Here is a 17,754-nt window from a genome sequence, read left to right on the forward strand (position 1 = left end):
CGAACAGCTGGTACTGCCCTGTGCTGTTCAGCGCTTGGTATACTCGGTCATTTGTAAAGTCAGGAGGCAGAAAGATTTGACCATACAGGAAACACAGATGGTAAAACGTCCAAAGAAAAAGAACGGTGAAAGCAAACAAAATCCAAAAGCATCGAACAGGTCGAATGGGAAAAAAAGAAAAAAGCGACCTTCGGAAGAACGAACAATTGATTCTTCTTCTGAGAATAAAAAAAAGAATACGTTGAATAAGAGTGGGAATAAAAAGAAGAAGCGAAAAACTCAGCAGAAAAAAACATTAAAAAAAGCTGATGTACGTAAAACAAGTAAACAAGGCAAAAAGAAAAAATCCAACAAGATCATTGCAGCGTTGTTTGATGTTTTGTTCTTTGTTTTCATTTTGTTGATGCTTGGAGGAGCTGCGGTTTTCACAATCAGTGAAAAAAATGATAAATCCTTTTACGGCTATCGTTTTTATGAAGTATACACGAACTCAATGAGAAAGACACAGGATGGTCAAAAAGGGAATTTCATTGCTGGAGATATGATTATTGTCAAAATTGAGAACTCGGAAAAAATCAAGGTCGGAGATATTATCACTTTTGTACCGAATCAACAGTCACCGGACACCTATCTGACCCACAGAGTTATTGCGAAAGAAGAGCCTGAAAAGGCCGAACCGGAAGTGGCGGACGGCAAGGTAAAAACAGTTGAAAGCTACCCTGTTTTCACAACACAGGGGGATGCCAATAATATGGCTGATCCGCCGGTCACCGGAGATCGTGTGATTGGTGTTGTCCAGTTTGCCATTCCGAAGGCCGGGAAAATTCTCAGTCTGATCAAGAATCATACGATTCCGGTCATTATCATTGTTGTTTCTTTTTTCTTGCTGGTCATTTTACTGCGACAGTATTTTGCGCCGGAAGAGGAAAAAAAGGAAACAAAAAAAAGAAAGAACACTAAAAAAAGGATATAGCTCTTTGCATGCATCAAGAAGCATGTAGGCAAAGATTTATATAAATAAAAATTTTATTAGGAGGAAACACAAGGATGAAAAATCTAAGAAAGAACAAAAAATTTGTGACGGGTGCGTCGGCAGCCTTGACATTATTGATGTTGGCAGCAGGAACTTTTGCATGGTTCTCAGCACAAGATTCAGTGGATAACGAATTCAAGACAAGCGGGATTCCTGATGGATCTGTTAAGGTATGGGAAATCTTTGACGAAGAAGAAGCGGAAAAAGCAACACCTGGAACAAAAGTTCAAAAAGATGTTGGGGTATCCAACTTAGGTGAGTCTGATGTATTTGTACGTGCGTCATTTGAAGAAATGGTTCACAAATTCAAGAACGATGGTGCGGCTCAGCCAAACTTGACAGTATTCAAAGAAGCAGCTAAAAAAGCAGATGCTGATTTGTTTGCTAACGGCGGCACATTCATGCCAGTTCCAGTAACGGATACTACTTCTTGGACTACAGCAGCTGCTGAAGGATTCACTGTAACAGGCGCACCTGCTGGTGTAACTGTTTATGTGAAAGAAATCGCTGCTTCTGCTACTTTGTCAGAATATGCTGTATTAGCAGTTTCTGATCAAAATGGTAAAGTAAGTGCAGACTGGACAATCGACAGCACAGCTAAAACAATCACTGCGGCAAACGTTACGTATGATTATTATGAAAAAGACACTGTGAAAACATTCAACTGGACAGCTGGACCATTATTCGTTGGTACTGGCGACATCGGCAGATTCGAATCAGATAACTTGATCACTCTGCAATACCATGATGCAAACATCGCTGCAACACCAACTGCTGACAAATGGTACTACAATGTCGCTGACGGCTGGTTCTACTATGTAGGTATCGTTCCTTCAGGAACAGTATCACCATTGTTGATGACATCTGTAACGCTAGACAAATCAGCAGGAAACAGCTACATGTATATGGATTACACACTACAAGTTAAAACAGAAGCATTGCAAGGAACAGCAGAAGCAATCGAAGCTTGGCCAGGTGCTACTGCAAATGCAGCTCTGAAAGCAGCATTAGAAGCAGCTGCAACGAACTAATTATTTAGAAAAATTAAAGAGTATCATCTCCAACAAAGCAGATGACTTTAAGGGGGATAACGATGAATCGAATAACAAAATTACTGGCTTGTCTGGTAATTGGTTTCTTTTGTCTGGCTTTTCCCAATTTAGTTGAAGCTGAAGAAATCAATATCCCTGATGGATTTCTCATCGGGGATGACAGTGGAATCAGTGTAACGAAAGATGGGGGCTACTTTTTCAACCTTGACGATCTGATGCCTGGAGATACTATAACTCGGAATTTGATTATCCAAAACAATCGTTCGGAGGATTATCGATTAAAGATGATCATCACACCAAAATCTCATGAAGGACCAGTCAATTTGATCGAAAGCATAGAAATGACTTTTACTCAAAACGACCGCCTTATTTATGAAGGCAATCTTTCAAGTGATGAAAATGGTGCGACAGTAGATTCAAGGGAAGTTGACCTTGGAACTATTGCCGCCGGCTCGGAACAGACAATAGCTATCAATTTAAGAGTATTAAACAACATCCCTTTTGATGAGTTTATGTCTGGGCCGAGTAAAGCGGTTGTTACTTGGACCTTCGTAGCTGAGACCGAAACAGAACCATCAACTTCTGGAACTGAGCCGTCGACAACGGAGCCTTCTTCTTCTAGTAAGGAAGAACCAATCTCCTCATCGGCGACCAAACCGTCTACATCAAAACCAACTGGAAGCTACCCAAGTACGGGTGAGCTGCCAGCGAAGATCCTCTTTACTTTAGGTGGAATCTTTCTGATTATAACGGCTATCTTATTCTATATTTTTTATATTAGAAAAGATTCAGATACAGAAGGTACGAACTGATTTCGATCGTTCCACAAGCGTACGAAATGATCATGGATGTTAAATGAAGGGTGCATGTATTTCATGTACCCTTTTTTACTAAAAAAGTGAGGTGTGATTATGCAGAAAAAATTTAAGATGCTGCTTAAAAATAGACCTGTATTAGGGATTATTGCATCTGTTTGTACAATCATCTTCGTTCTTGCGTCCACCTTTGCTTGGTTTTCCGGAACTGATGCACGAGATAATGAATTTACCTCTGACTTTGATTTTGATGTCGAGCTGGTAGATGAATTTGAAAAGCAGGAAACTGTTTCTCCGAATCAATTGGTTCCGAAAAAAGTAGGTGTCTTTAATCCAGAAGACCTTGCAGCATTTGTTCGAGTTATGGTTTTTCCAGTTGCATATCAAACAACAGATGAAGGTCAAGTACCATTGCCGATCACGGATGGGATAGAGCTTGTCTACGATGATGCCAACACGACAACGACATTTGAAGAAAATAAATGGCAGTTGGGCGATGATGGGTATTATTACTATCTTGGTGTATTGGACTCTGGACAGACAAAAGAACAGGTTGATAATGACGAGCTTGACAGTCAGATCCTGTTCAAGGGCGTTACGATCAAATTTAGAGATGACGAAACAAAAGAAGCATATCGTGATGCATCATTCCAAATTGTAGTAAAATCTGAAGCTGTTGATGCCAGAAATAATGAATATCGCGTTTCTTGGTGGAATACGGATAAGGATACTGCACAGGTGAATGATCCATTGAAATCAATTGACGAGGCATTACAGGCATTGGCCGACTAGAAAGGAGCTAGACAATGTGGAAAACAATCAAGAAGCATAAACTACTTGCTTCCGTCGTAACGATCATTTCATTACTAGCCCTTTTGGCTGGTGTAGGTTATGCGATGCAAACAACAGAAATTCAAGCAAATGAAAGCAATGAAAACAGATCGGTTGTTAAACAGCAGTTGGGGGAGCCCCTCTCTATTGGTGTGCCAACAGATTATGATAAAACCAATGATGGATATCAGGGTGTGGGTGCATGGGATGCACCTAGTATTGGTATCTTGTCAGCAGTCAAGTTTACTAAAGCTGCTGCCGGTTATTTAGGTGGCGCTTCGCTGGATTCTGCGGGGAAGGTCTGGACATGGGGAGATAACCGTTTTGGACAGCTGGGAAATGGTAAGCAATTTGCCGGAACTGGTACATCAACGAGTACTCGTGTTGCTTATGCCGGTGGGATTGTCCGAGTACCATACTTTGTTGATAATAATATCAATATTGTTGAGATTGCAGCAGGATTTTACAGTTATTATGCTCTGGATGACCAAGGAAATGTCTATGCTTGGGGAGATAACAGAAGTCAACAGCTTGGATTTGTTGGCGGAAACATGACAACTGGCGCTGCGATTAATAACTCTCAAAATATTCCTGTAAAAGTAGCGGGACTTCCTAAAATCAAATCGATTTCAGGAACGAATGGCTATGATACGTATATGGCAGCAGCAGCAATTGGCGAAGACGGTTCACTTTGGATTTGGGGCGCCAACAACTATGGTATACACGGTCAAGGAAATACAACAAGTACCAACGCTTATCAAGCAACTCCTCACCAAGTTGTTTTCAGTGAAAATGTTGATATTGTTAAGGTTTCTATTGCATCTTATGCGTATGGTCCATATATTCATGTCATTGATAGCAATGGTGATCGTTGGGCATGGGGGACAAACAATGGAAATGTGCTAGGAATCAGTGGTATGGGATCTGGTGCACAGTATACATCGACACCGGTGAAAATTCCTGTAAGTACTACTGCTGGTATGAGTAAGCTTGTGGATATAAGCAGTAGTTATCGCTGGAATATAGCGTTGGATGAAAATGGTCGTGTTTGGCAATGGGGTACCATTTTTGGTGTAAGTGGCGGAACAGCTACTACGACAAGCTATGACACACCAGTTGAGGTCAAGTTCAGTGCTTCAGAAATAGTGAAAGTTGGCTATACGCCAATTCCTAAAGCGGTAAGTGCCGGTGAAAGTGTCAGCTATATTATCGACCAGTACGGTCGTTCATGGGCACTGGGAAGCGGTCGCTATTTTGGTTTTGGCCGTGAAGGCGGGTATGAAGATGCGAATGACCAGATGGAGGCTGAAGCTGTTCAATATCCTAAGGTGATTGGTGATGGAGATACACAGATTTATGATACCAGTCCAAAAGATCCTGAAGAGGGAAGGGCTGCTGGAACCTATGGTGTCTATTCATTCAATCAACTACATCCAACCATCTATGATAAGAAATATACAGACCCTTCGGAAGACAAATGGAAGAATCTAGCATTTTCACCAATTCCGAAAATCTCGGCTATATTCAGTCAACGCTCTTCAACAATGTTCATTGATGAAGATGGAAATCTATTTCGTTGGGGGAATGATGGTTCTGGTTCAATTGCATGGGGCTGGGATTATCAAAGTCAATATGATCAAAATGGTGATCTGGTTAATGGATTGTATGATCGTTATACCTATGAAGTAATGTGGATGCGGGGTTCGCCGAGTATTGACAATATCGGATTAAGCATCAAATCTAATCCGAAAAAGATTTATAAGTCAACGGGAGAAGAAACCCCTGTATCAGTGGAAACATCATTTCCGGCATCATTCCATGATGCAAACATGAATTTTGATATGCAGGCAATCTTGAAGGATTTGAAATATGTCTATTTACCTTATGATACAACAGATGCAGACTTTACTAAGTCTTCTTTGACAAAAGATGAATTTTTAGAACTGTATAACCGTGCTGACGATGCGAACAAGGGCGATTTGGTTGATACAGCGATATCATCGGATGATGAACCAAAAACAGTAGCTTTTGACGTACCTTCTGCGAAGGACAACGGTAAGCTGTGGATTATGATAGAGGATGAAGCCTATGGTCGTACAACGTATACACTACAAGCGTATACCTTTGATAATTTCTACACAGAGCTTGATTTAGATCATGTCGGTGTAGATCATAATGATCTGAGTAGAGAAGTGTATAGCTCCAACGCGGAAAACATTACAAAAATTACGCAAGACGGTATTGATCAGTTGGTCGGGTTCCCGTTAGAAACAAATGGTAATATCATAGGAACGACCACTAATCCGCCAACATTTGGCTATGATGAAGTGAAAGTAAGCAAATTATCTGATGCTCAGTTAGAAGCAATCGATGCTAATTTGACGAAATATTGGGTTTGGTATACACCACAGGCGGACAGCAAAGTTTATACATTGAATGGTGTCGATGCTGATAATAGTGATGATATCACGTCTACAGCGGGAGAATTGGCAGTAACAGATGTGTACACGCATAGTTTTCATTATGATGTAAATCCGGATGCGTTAGTTAATCTTCATTATATTGGTGTCGATGCTTCGGGAAATCGAATCGATGAATTTTCTATGACGCCAAATCCGGAAAATCAGCTGTTTAAAGATATGGAATATACTCGAACACCGCCAACGCTTTCTGAAGCCAGTGGTTATAAGATCAAGGGCTATAAGATAGTTTATACAACTCCACCTTTAGATCCTGTCAATGTCACAGGGGTGGTAGATTTGAATACAGAAGGAAATATGGTGTTTACAATTCCATGGGATACATCTGTAACAGATGCGACAGTGATCGTTGTTTACGAACAAGCACCAATGGCTTATTTTATCAGTGCTGATAGAGGTGTATCTCCTTATACCCGTGTTATCGACTTTGTGGATGAAAATATCCGTACCTCAAAAGATACAGTATTTACCCATGAGCCGAACGACGGGGCGATCGATTCTGAATATGCGATCATTGGTTATAAGATTTTCAACGGCAAAGTAACAGACGTATCTACACTAGACCTGACAACAGCCGTTCAGAGCTTGAACAGTGGAGGAGAAGCTGAATATACACCTCCTAGCGGACAAGATGAGTATACTGTTGTTTATATTTATGAAAAAGCACCATTAGTTCATTATGTAGCTGCTGATAAAGGTGCAGCTTCAGACAATTTGCTTACTGATTTTTCGATGAATTCAGAGCGCTTGGCAAAAGATACCACGCATTCAAAAACACCTGTTTATTCAAATGATGACTATGTCATGGTTGGGTATAAAGTGATCAGTGGGGAATTAGCTGCCGGAGCAACGGATACAGATATTTCAGGTTATACAAGCACTGAGAGTGGTGCAGCTTCATTTAAACCAAGTGATTATGGGTATGAGCTGACAGTGATTTTTGTCTATGAGAAAAAGACGATTGTCAATTTTGTAGGGATCAACGGTCAGGATGCGGATAATCTAGTCTTTATGGATGGCTGGGATATTGCTTCTCGAAAAGAAGTGAAGGGCAGCAGTAATACACAGGCACCAAAAGATTACACGTTGCCGGATGGCTACAAAGCAATCGGATACTATGTGGTTAATGGGCAGGTAACTGATCCAACCACAGTAGATCTGGATCAGTTGGGACCACTGAATGCAGCTGGAAATGCTGCCTATACGGTACCTTCCAATCAAGATGAGATCACCATTATCTTTGTCTATGAGATTCCGCCATCTGTGGCACAGCTTCATGTGCGTCAGGTGATTGTTGACAGCAACACGAAAGTAAAAGTTCCGACTGCCGGGTATATGACCCTGACAGAAGGAAAACCAGGTACTAGCTGGACATTTACAGACAAAGAAATGAATATCACAACGACTTCGAGAAAAGAAAGTCAATCTGCGAAATATTCAGATTATGTATTGCCGATTTCCAAGGACTATATGGGTTATGGCCTGACCTGGATCACGCCTCAGTATTATGAATACAAAGGCTATAAGATCTCTTCTGTTAATGGAGAGTACGATTCGACAGGTATGAATACCTCTAAAGATATCCAGATTGATTTCACGGATGACACGGAGTACTGGGTAACGATTTATCTAGCTCCGGTAACAGACAATCCTGGAAATTATAGTTGGAAGGATGCACTCAATGACTTTGGGAAGATTTTGATTCCTTAATGTAATGGGCTTGAAGGGTGAAAAAAGAACATTGTTCAGACAAAGTGATTTGTCTGGGCAGTGTTTTTTTGCTTTAACGGGAGATAAAACGATGAAGTTAGAGAGAGGATATTTCATTGTTTTCGAAAAAATATTTGTAGATAAAAATGACAATCATATGTTATTTTAAAGCGAATTGAATGTGCTTTTTTAATTACTTCAAGTGTTGAATTTGTTGATTTTGTAGTCTATAATTATTTTTGTAACATTTGTTATAAAATATCGTTTGGGAGGAAGAAGATGAAGACGAAAAGTATACTTGGTTATTTGTTTGCAGCGGGTGCGTTATTTGGTGGAGCTCTTGGTTTGGGGAACGAGCAGGCAGAGGCAAAGATGATCATTGAGGGAAATGAAGAAACTGTTCTGCAGTTTATTCCTAATGTTCAAGAGGACGGCACCTTGAAAATCAACCGAACTGCTGAGGGGAATGCATGGGAAGACTGGTTTTCAGGTAGAAAAGCAAGCATCACATCAATTGCTAACGGTGAGCTTATTGGCCCCGAGGTGGCTTATGTGGTAAGTAATATGTTGGATTTTAGGCAGTTCGATGAAGTTGGCGGAGTTTTCACGGTGGCGGATGTTGAATCAGAATACAGTTACGATATAGATGATAGCGGTTACTTTGTTTTTGACTCTAATCAGACAAATCGAGTAAATATCGGCTACACACGAACAGAAAAACGGCTGCAAACACCGGAGTATTCAGAATATTCTTATGAGACTGAGAAGTCTGGGGTATTGTTCTCAGAGGCGCACTCATTGTATATGGTAGTGGAAATGCTGAAAAGTGAAGTTCGACTGAATCAAATTTTTGCACATCCGGTTTTACGATTCGAAGCAGCGTTGGTTAAAGGAGACTGCACAGCGCAGTTTGCTCTTGGGAATAATGGAAATTATACCTATAATCAATATGGGAAAATCCCTCTTCATGGTGGAAGTGAAGGCTCTCAAGTCTATCATTATCAAGGCAGAGAATATCAAGAATTTTATATGCCGTTGGCGGAGAATTTTTGCGGACCATCCAAGCTGTTTATTGATGTAGATGCGAAAACGATTGGTCAACAAACAGAATACAGCTTCCGCAATTTCCAAGTTGTATTGGAACGCTATGTGCCGATTACAATGGCCAGCTATGAGGAGCTGCAGTTGTTGGATGGTATTGGTGTGACTCTGGCACAGAGAATCATTGAATATCGTGTGACAGTTGGTTTCAACAGTCTGGATGACTTGCTGAATGTTAAAGGGATTGGGGCTGCTACTCTGGCGAAAATCAACGCGCAGGGACTGGCAAGAGTGTCAAACTATTTTAATTAGGATGGATCGATTCTTAAGAGGCTATACGTGGTAAGTGAAAAAACTTTGTATATTTAAGAAGGAGAGGGAAAAAATGAAAGCAAAAAATGTGTACAGCTCTTTGATTGCGGTGGGCGTTCTATTCAGTATGGCTATTGGTTTAGATAATGAGCAGGCAGAAGCTAGGACGTTTATTGAAGGAAGTGTGGAAACGTCGTTTTATTTTAATCCTGTAATTGATGAAGATGGGACGTTATCTATCCTTCAGACTACAGATGCTTATTCAGGTGAGACGTGGTCTTTTGGAACTGCGAATCTTTCTAGCGAAGCAGTAAATGGTGAGTCAACAGGTATGTCGCTTGTCGGCGGCGGGCTGCCGTATTTCGATGTCTTTAACAGAGAAAACGGGTTGATTACTATATCAGCAGAGGATTATTCAGAGCAACTATCATGGACAGATATGACTGGTTATTTCGTGTTGGATCCGGCAAATACAAAGCAAGTAGCGGTTGGCTATACTCGAACAGAAAATCGGATGCATCAGGAAGAAGATCCTGAGTTTTCTTATGAGCAGTTTAAAACGGGGACTTTGTATACGAATCAAGTAACGACAGCTGCACAGGCAATTTCTCAATTAAGAAGTGATTTGGCTGAACAGGAAATTTATCATGTGTATCCAATCCTACGATTTGAGGCAGCGAAAACTAAGGGCGATGTGAGCTCGCAGTTTTCTGTAGGCAGCAATGTTGGTTCTGCACCTTATTATTACTACGGTACGGTTCGAGAGCATGGCTATGAAACTTCTCAAATATTCACGTATCAGGGAAGTGCGTATGAGACCTTCTATTTGCCGTTGTCCGACGGGTTTGCGGGTCATATCAGTCTATTTGTTGATGTAGATGCGAAAACGATTGGTCAACAAACAGAATACAGCTTCCGTAATTTTCAAGTTGTATTGGAACGCTATGTGCCGATTACAATGGCCAGCTATGAGGAGCTGCAGTTGTTGGATGGTATTGGTGTGACTCTGGCACAGAGAATCATTGAATATCGTGAGACAGTTGGTTTCAACAGTCTGGATGATTTATTGAATGTTAGAGGAATTGGCACGGCAACTGTAGCAAAAATCAAAGCGCAGGGCTTGGCAAGAGTATATGATTACTTTAATTAATTACTTTTAGCGAATCAAAATAAAAGAGCAGATATTCAATGTAGTTTTTCTACCACTGAATATCTGTTCTTTATTAATTTAGTACTCCAATTCCTTAATAGCAATTGTCTGTTTTGTTTCTTCCACATCCAGACCAGTCATTGCTTCCCACCAGTGCTTCATCTCTTTTTCATAAGTGATGGGGAATTGGTCAACCACGTCGATAACCTTGCGTCCATTCAACTGTGAGTAAGGGAAATTTAGGATCAGATTATATTTGAGCTCGGTCAATAGACTGTAATATTGAAACATCATATAGTGGAGAGCCTCTTCGTCCTCACTGACAAGGGTTCCGGGAGCACCATCCAGCATGAAACCAAAACTGCGCATCATAAACGATAAAGCATCTGTATGTTCACTTTCGAATTCTTCCACATCCTTCAATAAGCGGATATGAGTCGTCAACGCCTGTGCCAATTCTTCCTTCAATAATTGCTTTTCAATCATGTCGTTCCCTCCTAGTGTAGTACACAGCTGAAAAGTACAGTGGTGTCTGGTTTTTTCGGTAATATTCTAGTGAAATAAGCTTTTCCAAAAACTCTTTTCGGCAGGCTTTTGCTCCGGAGTATCGGGGTATTTTTTATCGATATCAACCTCTGCTACATCAACAGCATGATCAGCAGCAAGCACCAGCCCTAAAGCTTCCGGCTCACTGCTCTGCGCTTCGTTGACAACAGTAAAATGTCCACCATGGGCATTGATCAGCTTGATATAAGCGGACTGTAAGGAAATATCCATCTTTCCATTTAGCAAAACTGTTCCCTGAGGATGTGCCGCCAGTTCTTTTAGAAAGTTCTTTTTATCTCGTTCATTTTTCATTTGTGCAATTGTCATGGTAAGAAAGCAGCGCTCTCTAAATGTTCCCATATATTTTCGCTGTTCATCTGGCTTTAGCTGCGGTGTCCCGTAGCGGGATTTATCCAGATGTTTCTGTAATTCATCTTGTCCCATTGTAGCCTCCTTCGATTGTCTAACCCCAGCTTTATCAGGCTAAGTGAAAAGAGCGATCGCCTTTTTCGTGAAATGAATCAGCGGATTTCTCATTCGAGATTCTGTTTGTGTCAGTTTTGAGTATGTCGCTGTCACAAGGCTGAAATTTTTAAGATGAAAACTAATTATCCTTAACTATAGCTGGTTTTTTTCTGTGTAGTCATCTAATTTGATTATACCATACTATCTAAAAAAAGATGGAGGGATGAAAAGTATATCTTTCATTGCTTAAGCAGAAATTAGGGAAGAATTTCACAAAAATTGTTGCTTTTGTAAAAATTTTCGCATAAACTATAAATAAGAATGAAAATCATTCTCAATTAGAAAAAGGAGCATATGCATGAAAAAAATAGGCCTATTTTTGTTTTTACTCCTTTTGGCTTTCATATCGATATTCGTTGGTGTAAAAGACATTTCCTTTACCCAGCTTTTTCAATGGGATTCTGAACAGCAGTTAGTTCTGCTGACTACTAGGGTTCCGAGGACAGTGAGTTTAATGATCGCCGGCAGCACGATCAGTATTTCCGGCTTGATCATGCAGCATTTGACGCAAAACAAGTTTGTTTCACCAAGTACTGCCGGAACGATGGATAGTGCTCGATTAGGCATATTGGTGGTCATGATCTTTTTCCCGACGGCACCTCTATTGTTCCGCTCGGCGATTGCCTTTTTGTTTGCTCTTGGAGGAACGTTGATTTTTCTATCCTTGACACGGTTCCTGCCTGCAAAGAATCAGGTCATGATTCCTTTGATTGGGGTCATGTTTGGGAACATCATCGGATCGATCGCTACGTTTTTCGCGTATCAGTTTCAGCTGGTGCAGAATATGTCTTCATGGCTGCAGGGAAACTTCTCGACAGTGATGAAGGGCAGCTATGAGCTGTTATATCTAACGCTGCCGTTACTGGTTCTGGTTTATTTATTTGCTTATCGTTTTACGATTGCAGGTATGGGGGAAGACATGGCAACCAATGTCGGACTTAATTATCAGCGGACGCAGCTTTTGGGTTTAAGTATTGTAGCCTTATCCAGTGCAGTTGTACTGATCATGGTAGGAAGCATTCCATTTTTAGGTGTTGTTGTTCCAAATCTGGTAGCGATGTATTATGGCGACCATATGAAAAATACCCTAAGTGTCACAGCAATCGGCGGCAGCATTTTCTTGCTGATTTGTGATATTCTGGCACGCGTAGTGATTGCACCTTATGAAATACCGGTCAGCGTTGTAGTTGGTGTTCTGGGAAGTGTGATTTTCATCGCTCTCCTGTTAAGGAGGCGAACGGCATGAAGAGATTCTTGAATCATTCCTTGACGAAAATTTTACTTCTATTCGTTGGGGTAGTCGTTGTATGCTTTCTTTACTTAACGTATAAGACCTATGGAAACTGGTCTTTTGCGTTGGCATTGCGAGGGAAAAAGTTAGCAGCTTTTGTACTTGTTGGTGTAGGGGCGGCATTTTCTACAATCAGTTTTCAGACGGTCACGCAAAATCATTTCCTGACGCCGAACATCCTTGGACTGGATGCATTGTATGTCTTTATTCAGACTGTTCTATTCTTTTTTATGGGTGGTCAGGTGATTTTGGGACAAGAGTCGATTCCTCAGTTCTTGGGAAACATCGTTTTGATGATGATGGTCAGTATTTTGCTGTCCAAGTTTCTATTAGGAAAAGGGAAAAGCGATTTGTTTCTATTACTGATGATCGGTATGATTTTAGGAACATTTTTTAACAGTATCAGTACCTTTTTACAGGTGATCATGGACCCGAATGAATACGATTTGCTGCAGGGGAAATTATTTGCCAGCTTTGGCAATGTAAATAGTCATTATTTGCTGCTTGCAGCTATCCTGATGCTGATATTTACTGCGTTTCTTTGGAGTCAGAGCCACTCTTTGGATGTGCTTCATCTGGGGAATGACCAGGCGATGAATCTGGGGATCGACGTCTCAAGGTTCCAGTTGCTGTTGTTGATTGTGATCAGCGGTATCGTCGGGCTGTCTACCGCTCTTGTCGGACCGGTCACATTTTTAGGATTTATCGTGGCGAATATGAGCTATCAGCTGATGGGGACGTACCGACATCGAGAACTATTTGTCGGAGGGAGCCTATTAGCAATTTTATTACTGGTATTGGGTCAGTTTCTGGTAGAGCAAGTCTTTGCGCTGAACACGACCTTAAGTATTGTTATTGAGTTTGGCGGCGGTGTTTATTTTGTCGGGAAAATAATTAGTGAAAGGAAGCAGCAGAAATGATTGAAATCAAAAATGTATCGAAAAAATATGGCGATAAGCTCGTTGTTTCAGAAGTCCAGCTGCCGGTTGCCGAGCAGAAACTGACTGCTTTTATCGGTCCAAATGGTGCTGGGAAAAGTACGCTGCTTTCCATGATGAGCCGATTGATCCCTAAGGACACCGGAGAAATCTACCTTGACCATAATGAAGTCAAGACGTGGAAGCAAAATGAGCTGTCGAAGAAGCTTTCAATTCTGAAGCAGGCAAATAATATCAGCTTGAAGCTGACGGTAAGAGAGCTGGTCAGTTTCGGACGTTTCCCATATTCAAAGGGGAGGCTGAAAAAGGAAGACGATGAAAAGGTTGAGGAAGCGATGACTCATCTTGGGTTGACTGAGCTGGCAGATACCTTGATCGATACTCTTTCAGGAGGACAGCTGCAGCGGGCGTATATTGCGATGGTTATTGCACAGGATACGAATTATATCCTGTTGGATGAGCCGTTGAACAATCTGGATATGAATTATGCGGTTCAGATGATGCAGATACTGCGTCGTCTGGTGGATGAGTTTGGCAAGACAGTTGTGATCGTGCTCCACGACATCAATTTTGCAGCAAGCTATGCGGATGAGATCGTGGCAATGAAGGACGGCAAACTGTTTGCTCATGGTACTACAGATGAAATCATTCAGTCGAAAACATTGAATCGTTTATATGATATGAATATTCGCATTTGCGAAATCGAGGGAAAAAGATTCTGCATGTATTTTAGTTAGTAAATGAGCTTTAGCACACCGTTTGTTCGGTTTTATAGGATTACGACATACTCATGTCACAGTCCCATAGTAAAAGAATCAATCAAATAAAAGATCAATCAAATTTTGGAGGGAAACAATGAAGAAGAGAATTTTAGCTTTTGCAGCATTTTCAGCAGCATTATTAGCATTAGGCGCTTGTGGAAATAGTGGGGACAAGGCGGAGTCTGCGGACTCATCATCAGTAAGTGAAGCAACAACGATCACGGTAGAAGATTCTGAGGAATCTGTCGAAGTACCGAAAAATCCGGAAAAAGTTGTCGTTTTTGATAATGGTTCATTGGATACACTAGATGCTTTAGGTGTGGGCGATGCAGTTATTGGTGCACCGACCTCTAATTTACCTGAATACCTTAGCGATTATGCAGATGTAGAATCAGCAGGTGGGATCAAAGAACCTGATTTAGAAAAAATCAATGAGCTGCAGCCTGACTTGATCATCATTTCCGGTCGTCAGCAGGACTTCAAAGAAGATTTAAGCAAGATTGCTCCAACCATTTATCTTTCTGTTGATGCTTCAGACACATGGAATTCGACAAAGACAAATATTGAAACATTAGCTGAAATTTTCGATAAAGAAGACGAAGCGAAAGAAAAAATCGCTGCGTTGGAAGATGAGATTACGGATGTGAAGGAAAAAGCAGAAGCAACAGATGAAAAGGCATTAGTTGTACTGCTGAACGAAGGACAGCTATCTGCTTATGGAGAAGGCTCTCGTTTCGGTATCATCCATGATACATTCGGATTCAAACAAGCAGATGAAGACATTGAAGCATCTACACACGGTCAAAGTGTTTCTTATGAATATGTTCTGGAACAAAATCCGGATATTCTATTCGTCGTAGACCGTACACAAGCAATCGGTGGGGATACAACAAATGACAACATCACAGACAATGAACTGATCAAACAAACAAATGCCGGTAAAAACGGCAAAGTGATCACATTACAGCCTGACGTATGGTATTTGAGCGGCGGCGGACTGGAATCTGTTCATCTGATGATCGAAGACGTAACAAAAGCATTAGACTAAAAAATAAATCATAGGAAAAATCTCGGTAAATTATGACATTTACCGGGATTTTTTTAAAATTAAAAAAAGGTAATAAAACAAATTGACTACAGAAAAAAAATCTGTTAAACTTCTCATTAATATGTTATCTATAGAAATGTGAAGAGAAGGAAAGTACTTTTCAGAATAGCTCCAAGAGAGTCTCGAATGGTGGGAAGAGACAGTGACGCTGAAGAAGAAAATGGCCTTTGAACAGATTGGTTGACTATTTTTAAACCAATACAGGAGCGCCTGTTACAGCGCCACAGTATGTTTGTACTGGTAGAGTGGACTTTTTTATAGTCAATTAAAGGTGGTACCGCGATAGCTCAAGCTCTCGTCCTTTTTAAGGATGAGGGCTTTTTTGTGTACATTTGGGCCATATCAGAAATTTCGTGAGGTTTTCTTGATTGATGAAACAGTGGATGTCAGAGGTGACGAAAGTTCTATATAAAAGCATCCACTTACAAGTAATGGAAGGTACATTCAAGGTCGTTGATTCAAGTGTTATTCATGTCACTGTAGATAGTGTAGATAAACGAGGAGGAAGAAGTATGAAGAAAAAAGCAATTTCAGCAGGACTTGTCATTATTGGTTTATTATTGACGGCTTGCGGCGGCGGGGCGGCAGAAACAACGAAATCAAGTGAAGGAACGGCAATAGAACAGAAAATATCAATCAGTTCGCCGGCACCAATTTCAACCTTGGATACGACACAGGCAATGGATAAAAATACCTTTACCATGATTCAGCACTTATTCGAAGGGCTTTGTCGTTTCGATGATGACAGCAATCCGATCCCGGGCTTAGCTGAAAAGGTAGATGTCAGTGAAGATGGTTTGACATATACATTTACGCTGCGGGACGATATCAACTGGAGCAATGGGGAACCGATCACAGCAAAAGACTTTGAATTTTCATGGAAACGTCTGGTTGACCCTGCAACGATTGGGCCGAATGCGTATTTATTAGATAATGTGAAAAACAGCAAGGCTATTCGAACAGGAGAAAAACCGGTAGAAGAATTGGGGATCGAGGCAACTGATGATCAGTTTATCGTGACTCTGGATCAAGCACAGCCGTCATTTTTAGCAGTGGTATCGATTGGCTGGTTGGCGCCTCAAAATGAAGCATATGTGACAGAGCAAGGCGAGTCTTATGGTTCAGATAGTGAACACCTGATTTACAGCGGACCTTATACTTTAGCAGATTGGGATGCTTCTTCTGATACATGGACGCTGAAGAAAAATACTGAGTATTATGCAGCAGATGAAGTAAAACTGGACGAAGTGGCAGTCAGTACAGTGAAAGAAGAGAATACAGGGATCAATCTATATCAGTCTGATGAGTTGGATTTGACACGTATCAGCGGACAATATGTGCAGCAGTACAGTGATGATCCAGGATATATTACGCATTCAGATGTGGCGAATAACTATCTGGATTTCAATAAAAAAGCAGGAACACCACTGGCAAATGTGCATCTTCGTAAAGCAATTGCACAGTCTATTGACAAAGAAGCTCTGACAACCAGCGTGTTGAATGACGGTTCTAAACCTTTGAACGGCTTGATTCCTGCAAATTTGTATGCTAATCCGAATACATCAGAGGACTTCCGAGCATACAGTGGTGATTATCTAGTTTATGATGTCGACCAAGCACAAACAGAATGGGAAAAAGCACAGAAGGAATTGGGCGATACGGTGAAGCTGACGTTGCTTGCTTCTGATGATGATCAAGGGAAGAAGGTAGCAGAATACATCCAAAGTCAATTGCAGGACAATTTGGATGGGTTGGAAATCGTGATTTCTGCACAGCCGAAAAACAATGTGACACAATCACGTAAAGATAAAAATTATGAATTGTCTCTATCTGGCTGGATTGCCGGCAGCAGTGATCTGGATTCTTATTTCAATTTGTATGAAGGAAGTTCAGCTTATAACTATGGCGGCTACAAAAATGATGCCTATGATAAGCTGGTGAATGCTGCTAAAACTGTTGATGCAAATACACCAGACAAGCAATTCGAAGATTACAAAAAGGCAGAGGACATCCTGTTGAATGAAGATGCGGCACAAGTACCAATCTATCAAAGTGCTTCAAATTACTTGATCAATCCGGCATTGAAAGGAATCAGCTACCATCTGTATGGTGATTATTTCAACCTGCGAACAGCGTATCTTGAAGAATAGGAGTAAGAGAT

14 protein-coding genes and 1 other annotated feature are annotated in these 17,754 nt (G+C 40.9%); of the genes, 12 read left to right on the plus strand and 2 right to left on the minus strand.

What is annotated here, in order from left to right:
* Positions 1-76: 76 nt before the first annotated feature.
* The 7 genes from I6N96_RS16760 (at position 77) to I6N96_RS16790 (ending at position 10,424) form a co-directional block, all read left to right on the plus strand.
* Complete coding sequence (locus tag I6N96_RS16760) at positions 77-973, plus strand: signal peptidase I (RefSeq protein ID WP_209558723.1); 897 nt, start codon at positions 77-79, stop codon at positions 971-973.
* A 74-nt stretch (positions 974-1,047) separates the two neighbouring features.
* Entirely contained in the window at positions 1,048-2,064 is a 1,017-nt protein-coding gene (locus I6N96_RS16765) for a BsaA family SipW-dependent biofilm matrix protein (RefSeq protein ID WP_209558724.1), read from the plus strand.
* A 62-nt stretch (positions 2,065-2,126) separates the two neighbouring features.
* Positions 2,127-2,897: a hypothetical protein gene (locus tag I6N96_RS16770; RefSeq protein ID WP_209558725.1), complete on the plus strand. Its 771-nt coding sequence runs from the start codon at positions 2,127-2,129 to the stop codon at positions 2,895-2,897.
* Between the two features lie 99 nt (positions 2,898-2,996).
* The gene (locus tag I6N96_RS16775; protein ID WP_209558726.1) at positions 2,997-3,692 is read left to right on the plus strand and encodes a hypothetical protein; all 696 of its coding nucleotides are present in this window, start codon (positions 2,997-2,999) and stop codon (positions 3,690-3,692) included.
* Between the two features lie 14 nt (positions 3,693-3,706).
* A complete protein-coding gene (locus I6N96_RS16780) occupies positions 3,707-7,921 on the plus strand; it encodes an RCC1 domain-containing protein (RefSeq protein WP_209558727.1) in 4,215 nt (1,404 codons plus the stop codon).
* A 279-nt stretch (positions 7,922-8,200) separates the two neighbouring features.
* Complete coding sequence (locus tag I6N96_RS16785; RefSeq protein WP_209558728.1) at positions 8,201-9,274, plus strand: ComEA family DNA-binding protein; 1,074 nt, start codon at positions 8,201-8,203, stop codon at positions 9,272-9,274.
* A gap of 73 nt (positions 9,275-9,347) precedes the next feature.
* Positions 9,348-10,424: a ComEA family DNA-binding protein gene (locus I6N96_RS16790; protein ID WP_209558729.1), complete on the plus strand. Its 1,077-nt coding sequence runs from the start codon at positions 9,348-9,350 to the stop codon at positions 10,422-10,424.
* Positions 10,425-10,502: 78 nt separating this feature from the next.
* Here I6N96_RS16790 and I6N96_RS16795 read toward each other — a convergent pair whose 3' ends face one another.
* Positions 10,503-10,910 carry a hypothetical protein gene (locus I6N96_RS16795; RefSeq protein WP_209558730.1) on the minus strand — a complete coding sequence of 136 codons (408 nt, stop codon included), beginning with the start codon at positions 10,908-10,910 and terminating at the stop codon, positions 10,503-10,505.
* Positions 10,911-10,976: 66 nt separating this feature from the next.
* The gene (locus I6N96_RS16800) at positions 10,977-11,414 is read right to left on the minus strand and encodes a YueI family protein (RefSeq protein WP_209558731.1); all 438 of its coding nucleotides are present in this window, start codon (positions 11,412-11,414) and stop codon (positions 10,977-10,979) included.
* Between the two features lie 379 nt (positions 11,415-11,793).
* Between I6N96_RS16800 and fitA the strand changes: the two genes are divergently transcribed.
* The 5 genes from fitA (at position 11,794) to I6N96_RS16825 (ending at position 17,743) form a co-directional block, all read left to right on the plus strand.
* Complete coding sequence (gene fitA / locus I6N96_RS16805) at positions 11,794-12,741, plus strand: iron chelate ABC transporter permease FitA (protein WP_209558732.1); 948 nt, start codon at positions 11,794-11,796, stop codon at positions 12,739-12,741.
* The gene (fitB, locus tag I6N96_RS16810; protein ID WP_209558733.1) at positions 12,738-13,706 is read left to right on the plus strand and encodes an iron chelate uptake ABC transporter family permease subunit FitB; all 969 of its coding nucleotides are present in this window, start codon (positions 12,738-12,740) and stop codon (positions 13,704-13,706) included. The genes fitA and fitB overlap by 4 nt, the downstream gene beginning before the upstream one ends.
* Positions 13,703-14,461 (plus strand): iron chelate ABC transporter ATP-binding protein FitD, encoded by a 759-nt coding sequence (gene fitC / locus I6N96_RS16815; protein WP_209558734.1) that lies wholly within the window; start codon positions 13,703-13,705, stop codon positions 14,459-14,461. Before fitB ends, fitC begins: the two co-directional genes overlap by 4 nt.
* Before the next feature lie 118 nt (positions 14,462-14,579).
* Complete coding sequence (locus tag I6N96_RS16820) at positions 14,580-15,533, plus strand: siderophore ABC transporter substrate-binding protein (protein ID WP_209558735.1); 954 nt, start codon at positions 14,580-14,582, stop codon at positions 15,531-15,533.
* A 132-nt stretch (positions 15,534-15,665) separates the two neighbouring features.
* Positions 15,666-15,899 (plus strand) — a binding site (T-box leader).
* A gap of 206 nt (positions 15,900-16,105) precedes the next feature.
* Entirely contained in the window at positions 16,106-17,743 is a 1,638-nt protein-coding gene (locus tag I6N96_RS16825; RefSeq protein WP_209558806.1) for a peptide ABC transporter substrate-binding protein, read from the plus strand.
* Positions 17,744-17,754 lie beyond the last annotated feature (11 nt).

Source organism: Enterococcus larvae (assembly GCF_017830045.1).
GTDB lineage: Bacteria > Bacillota > Bacilli > Lactobacillales > Enterococcaceae > Enterococcus_L > Enterococcus_L larvae.

Bases quoted from the DNA above. Each gene is read 5' to 3' on its own strand.
- I6N96_RS16795 (WP_209558730.1), bottom strand. From the start codon at position 10,910: ATGATTGAAAAGCAATTATTGAAGGAAGAATTGGCACAGGCGTTGACG.
- I6N96_RS16775 (WP_209558726.1), top strand. From the start codon at position 2,997: ATGCAGAAAAAATTTAAGATGCTGCTTAAAAATAGACCTGTATTAGGG.
- fitC (WP_209558734.1), top strand. From the start codon at position 13,703: ATGATTGAAATCAAAAATGTATCGAAAAAATATGGCGATAAGCTCGTT.
- fitA (WP_209558732.1), top strand. From the start codon at position 11,794: ATGAAAAAAATAGGCCTATTTTTGTTTTTACTCCTTTTGGCTTTCATA.
- I6N96_RS16825 (WP_209558806.1), top strand. From the start codon at position 16,106: ATGAAGAAAAAAGCAATTTCAGCAGGACTTGTCATTATTGGTTTATTA.
- I6N96_RS16785 (WP_209558728.1), top strand. From the start codon at position 8,201: ATGAAGACGAAAAGTATACTTGGTTATTTGTTTGCAGCGGGTGCGTTA.
- I6N96_RS16780 (WP_209558727.1), top strand. From the start codon at position 3,707: ATGTGGAAAACAATCAAGAAGCATAAACTACTTGCTTCCGTCGTAACG.
- I6N96_RS16820 (WP_209558735.1), top strand. From the start codon at position 14,580: ATGAAGAAGAGAATTTTAGCTTTTGCAGCATTTTCAGCAGCATTATTA.
- I6N96_RS16770 (WP_209558725.1), top strand. From the start codon at position 2,127: ATGAATCGAATAACAAAATTACTGGCTTGTCTGGTAATTGGTTTCTTT.
- I6N96_RS16765 (WP_209558724.1), top strand. From the start codon at position 1,048: ATGAAAAATCTAAGAAAGAACAAAAAATTTGTGACGGGTGCGTCGGCA.
- I6N96_RS16790 (WP_209558729.1), top strand. From the start codon at position 9,348: ATGAAAGCAAAAAATGTGTACAGCTCTTTGATTGCGGTGGGCGTTCTA.
- I6N96_RS16800 (WP_209558731.1), bottom strand. From the start codon at position 11,414: ATGGGACAAGATGAATTACAGAAACATCTGGATAAATCCCGCTACGGG.
- fitB (WP_209558733.1), top strand. From the start codon at position 12,738: ATGAAGAGATTCTTGAATCATTCCTTGACGAAAATTTTACTTCTATTC.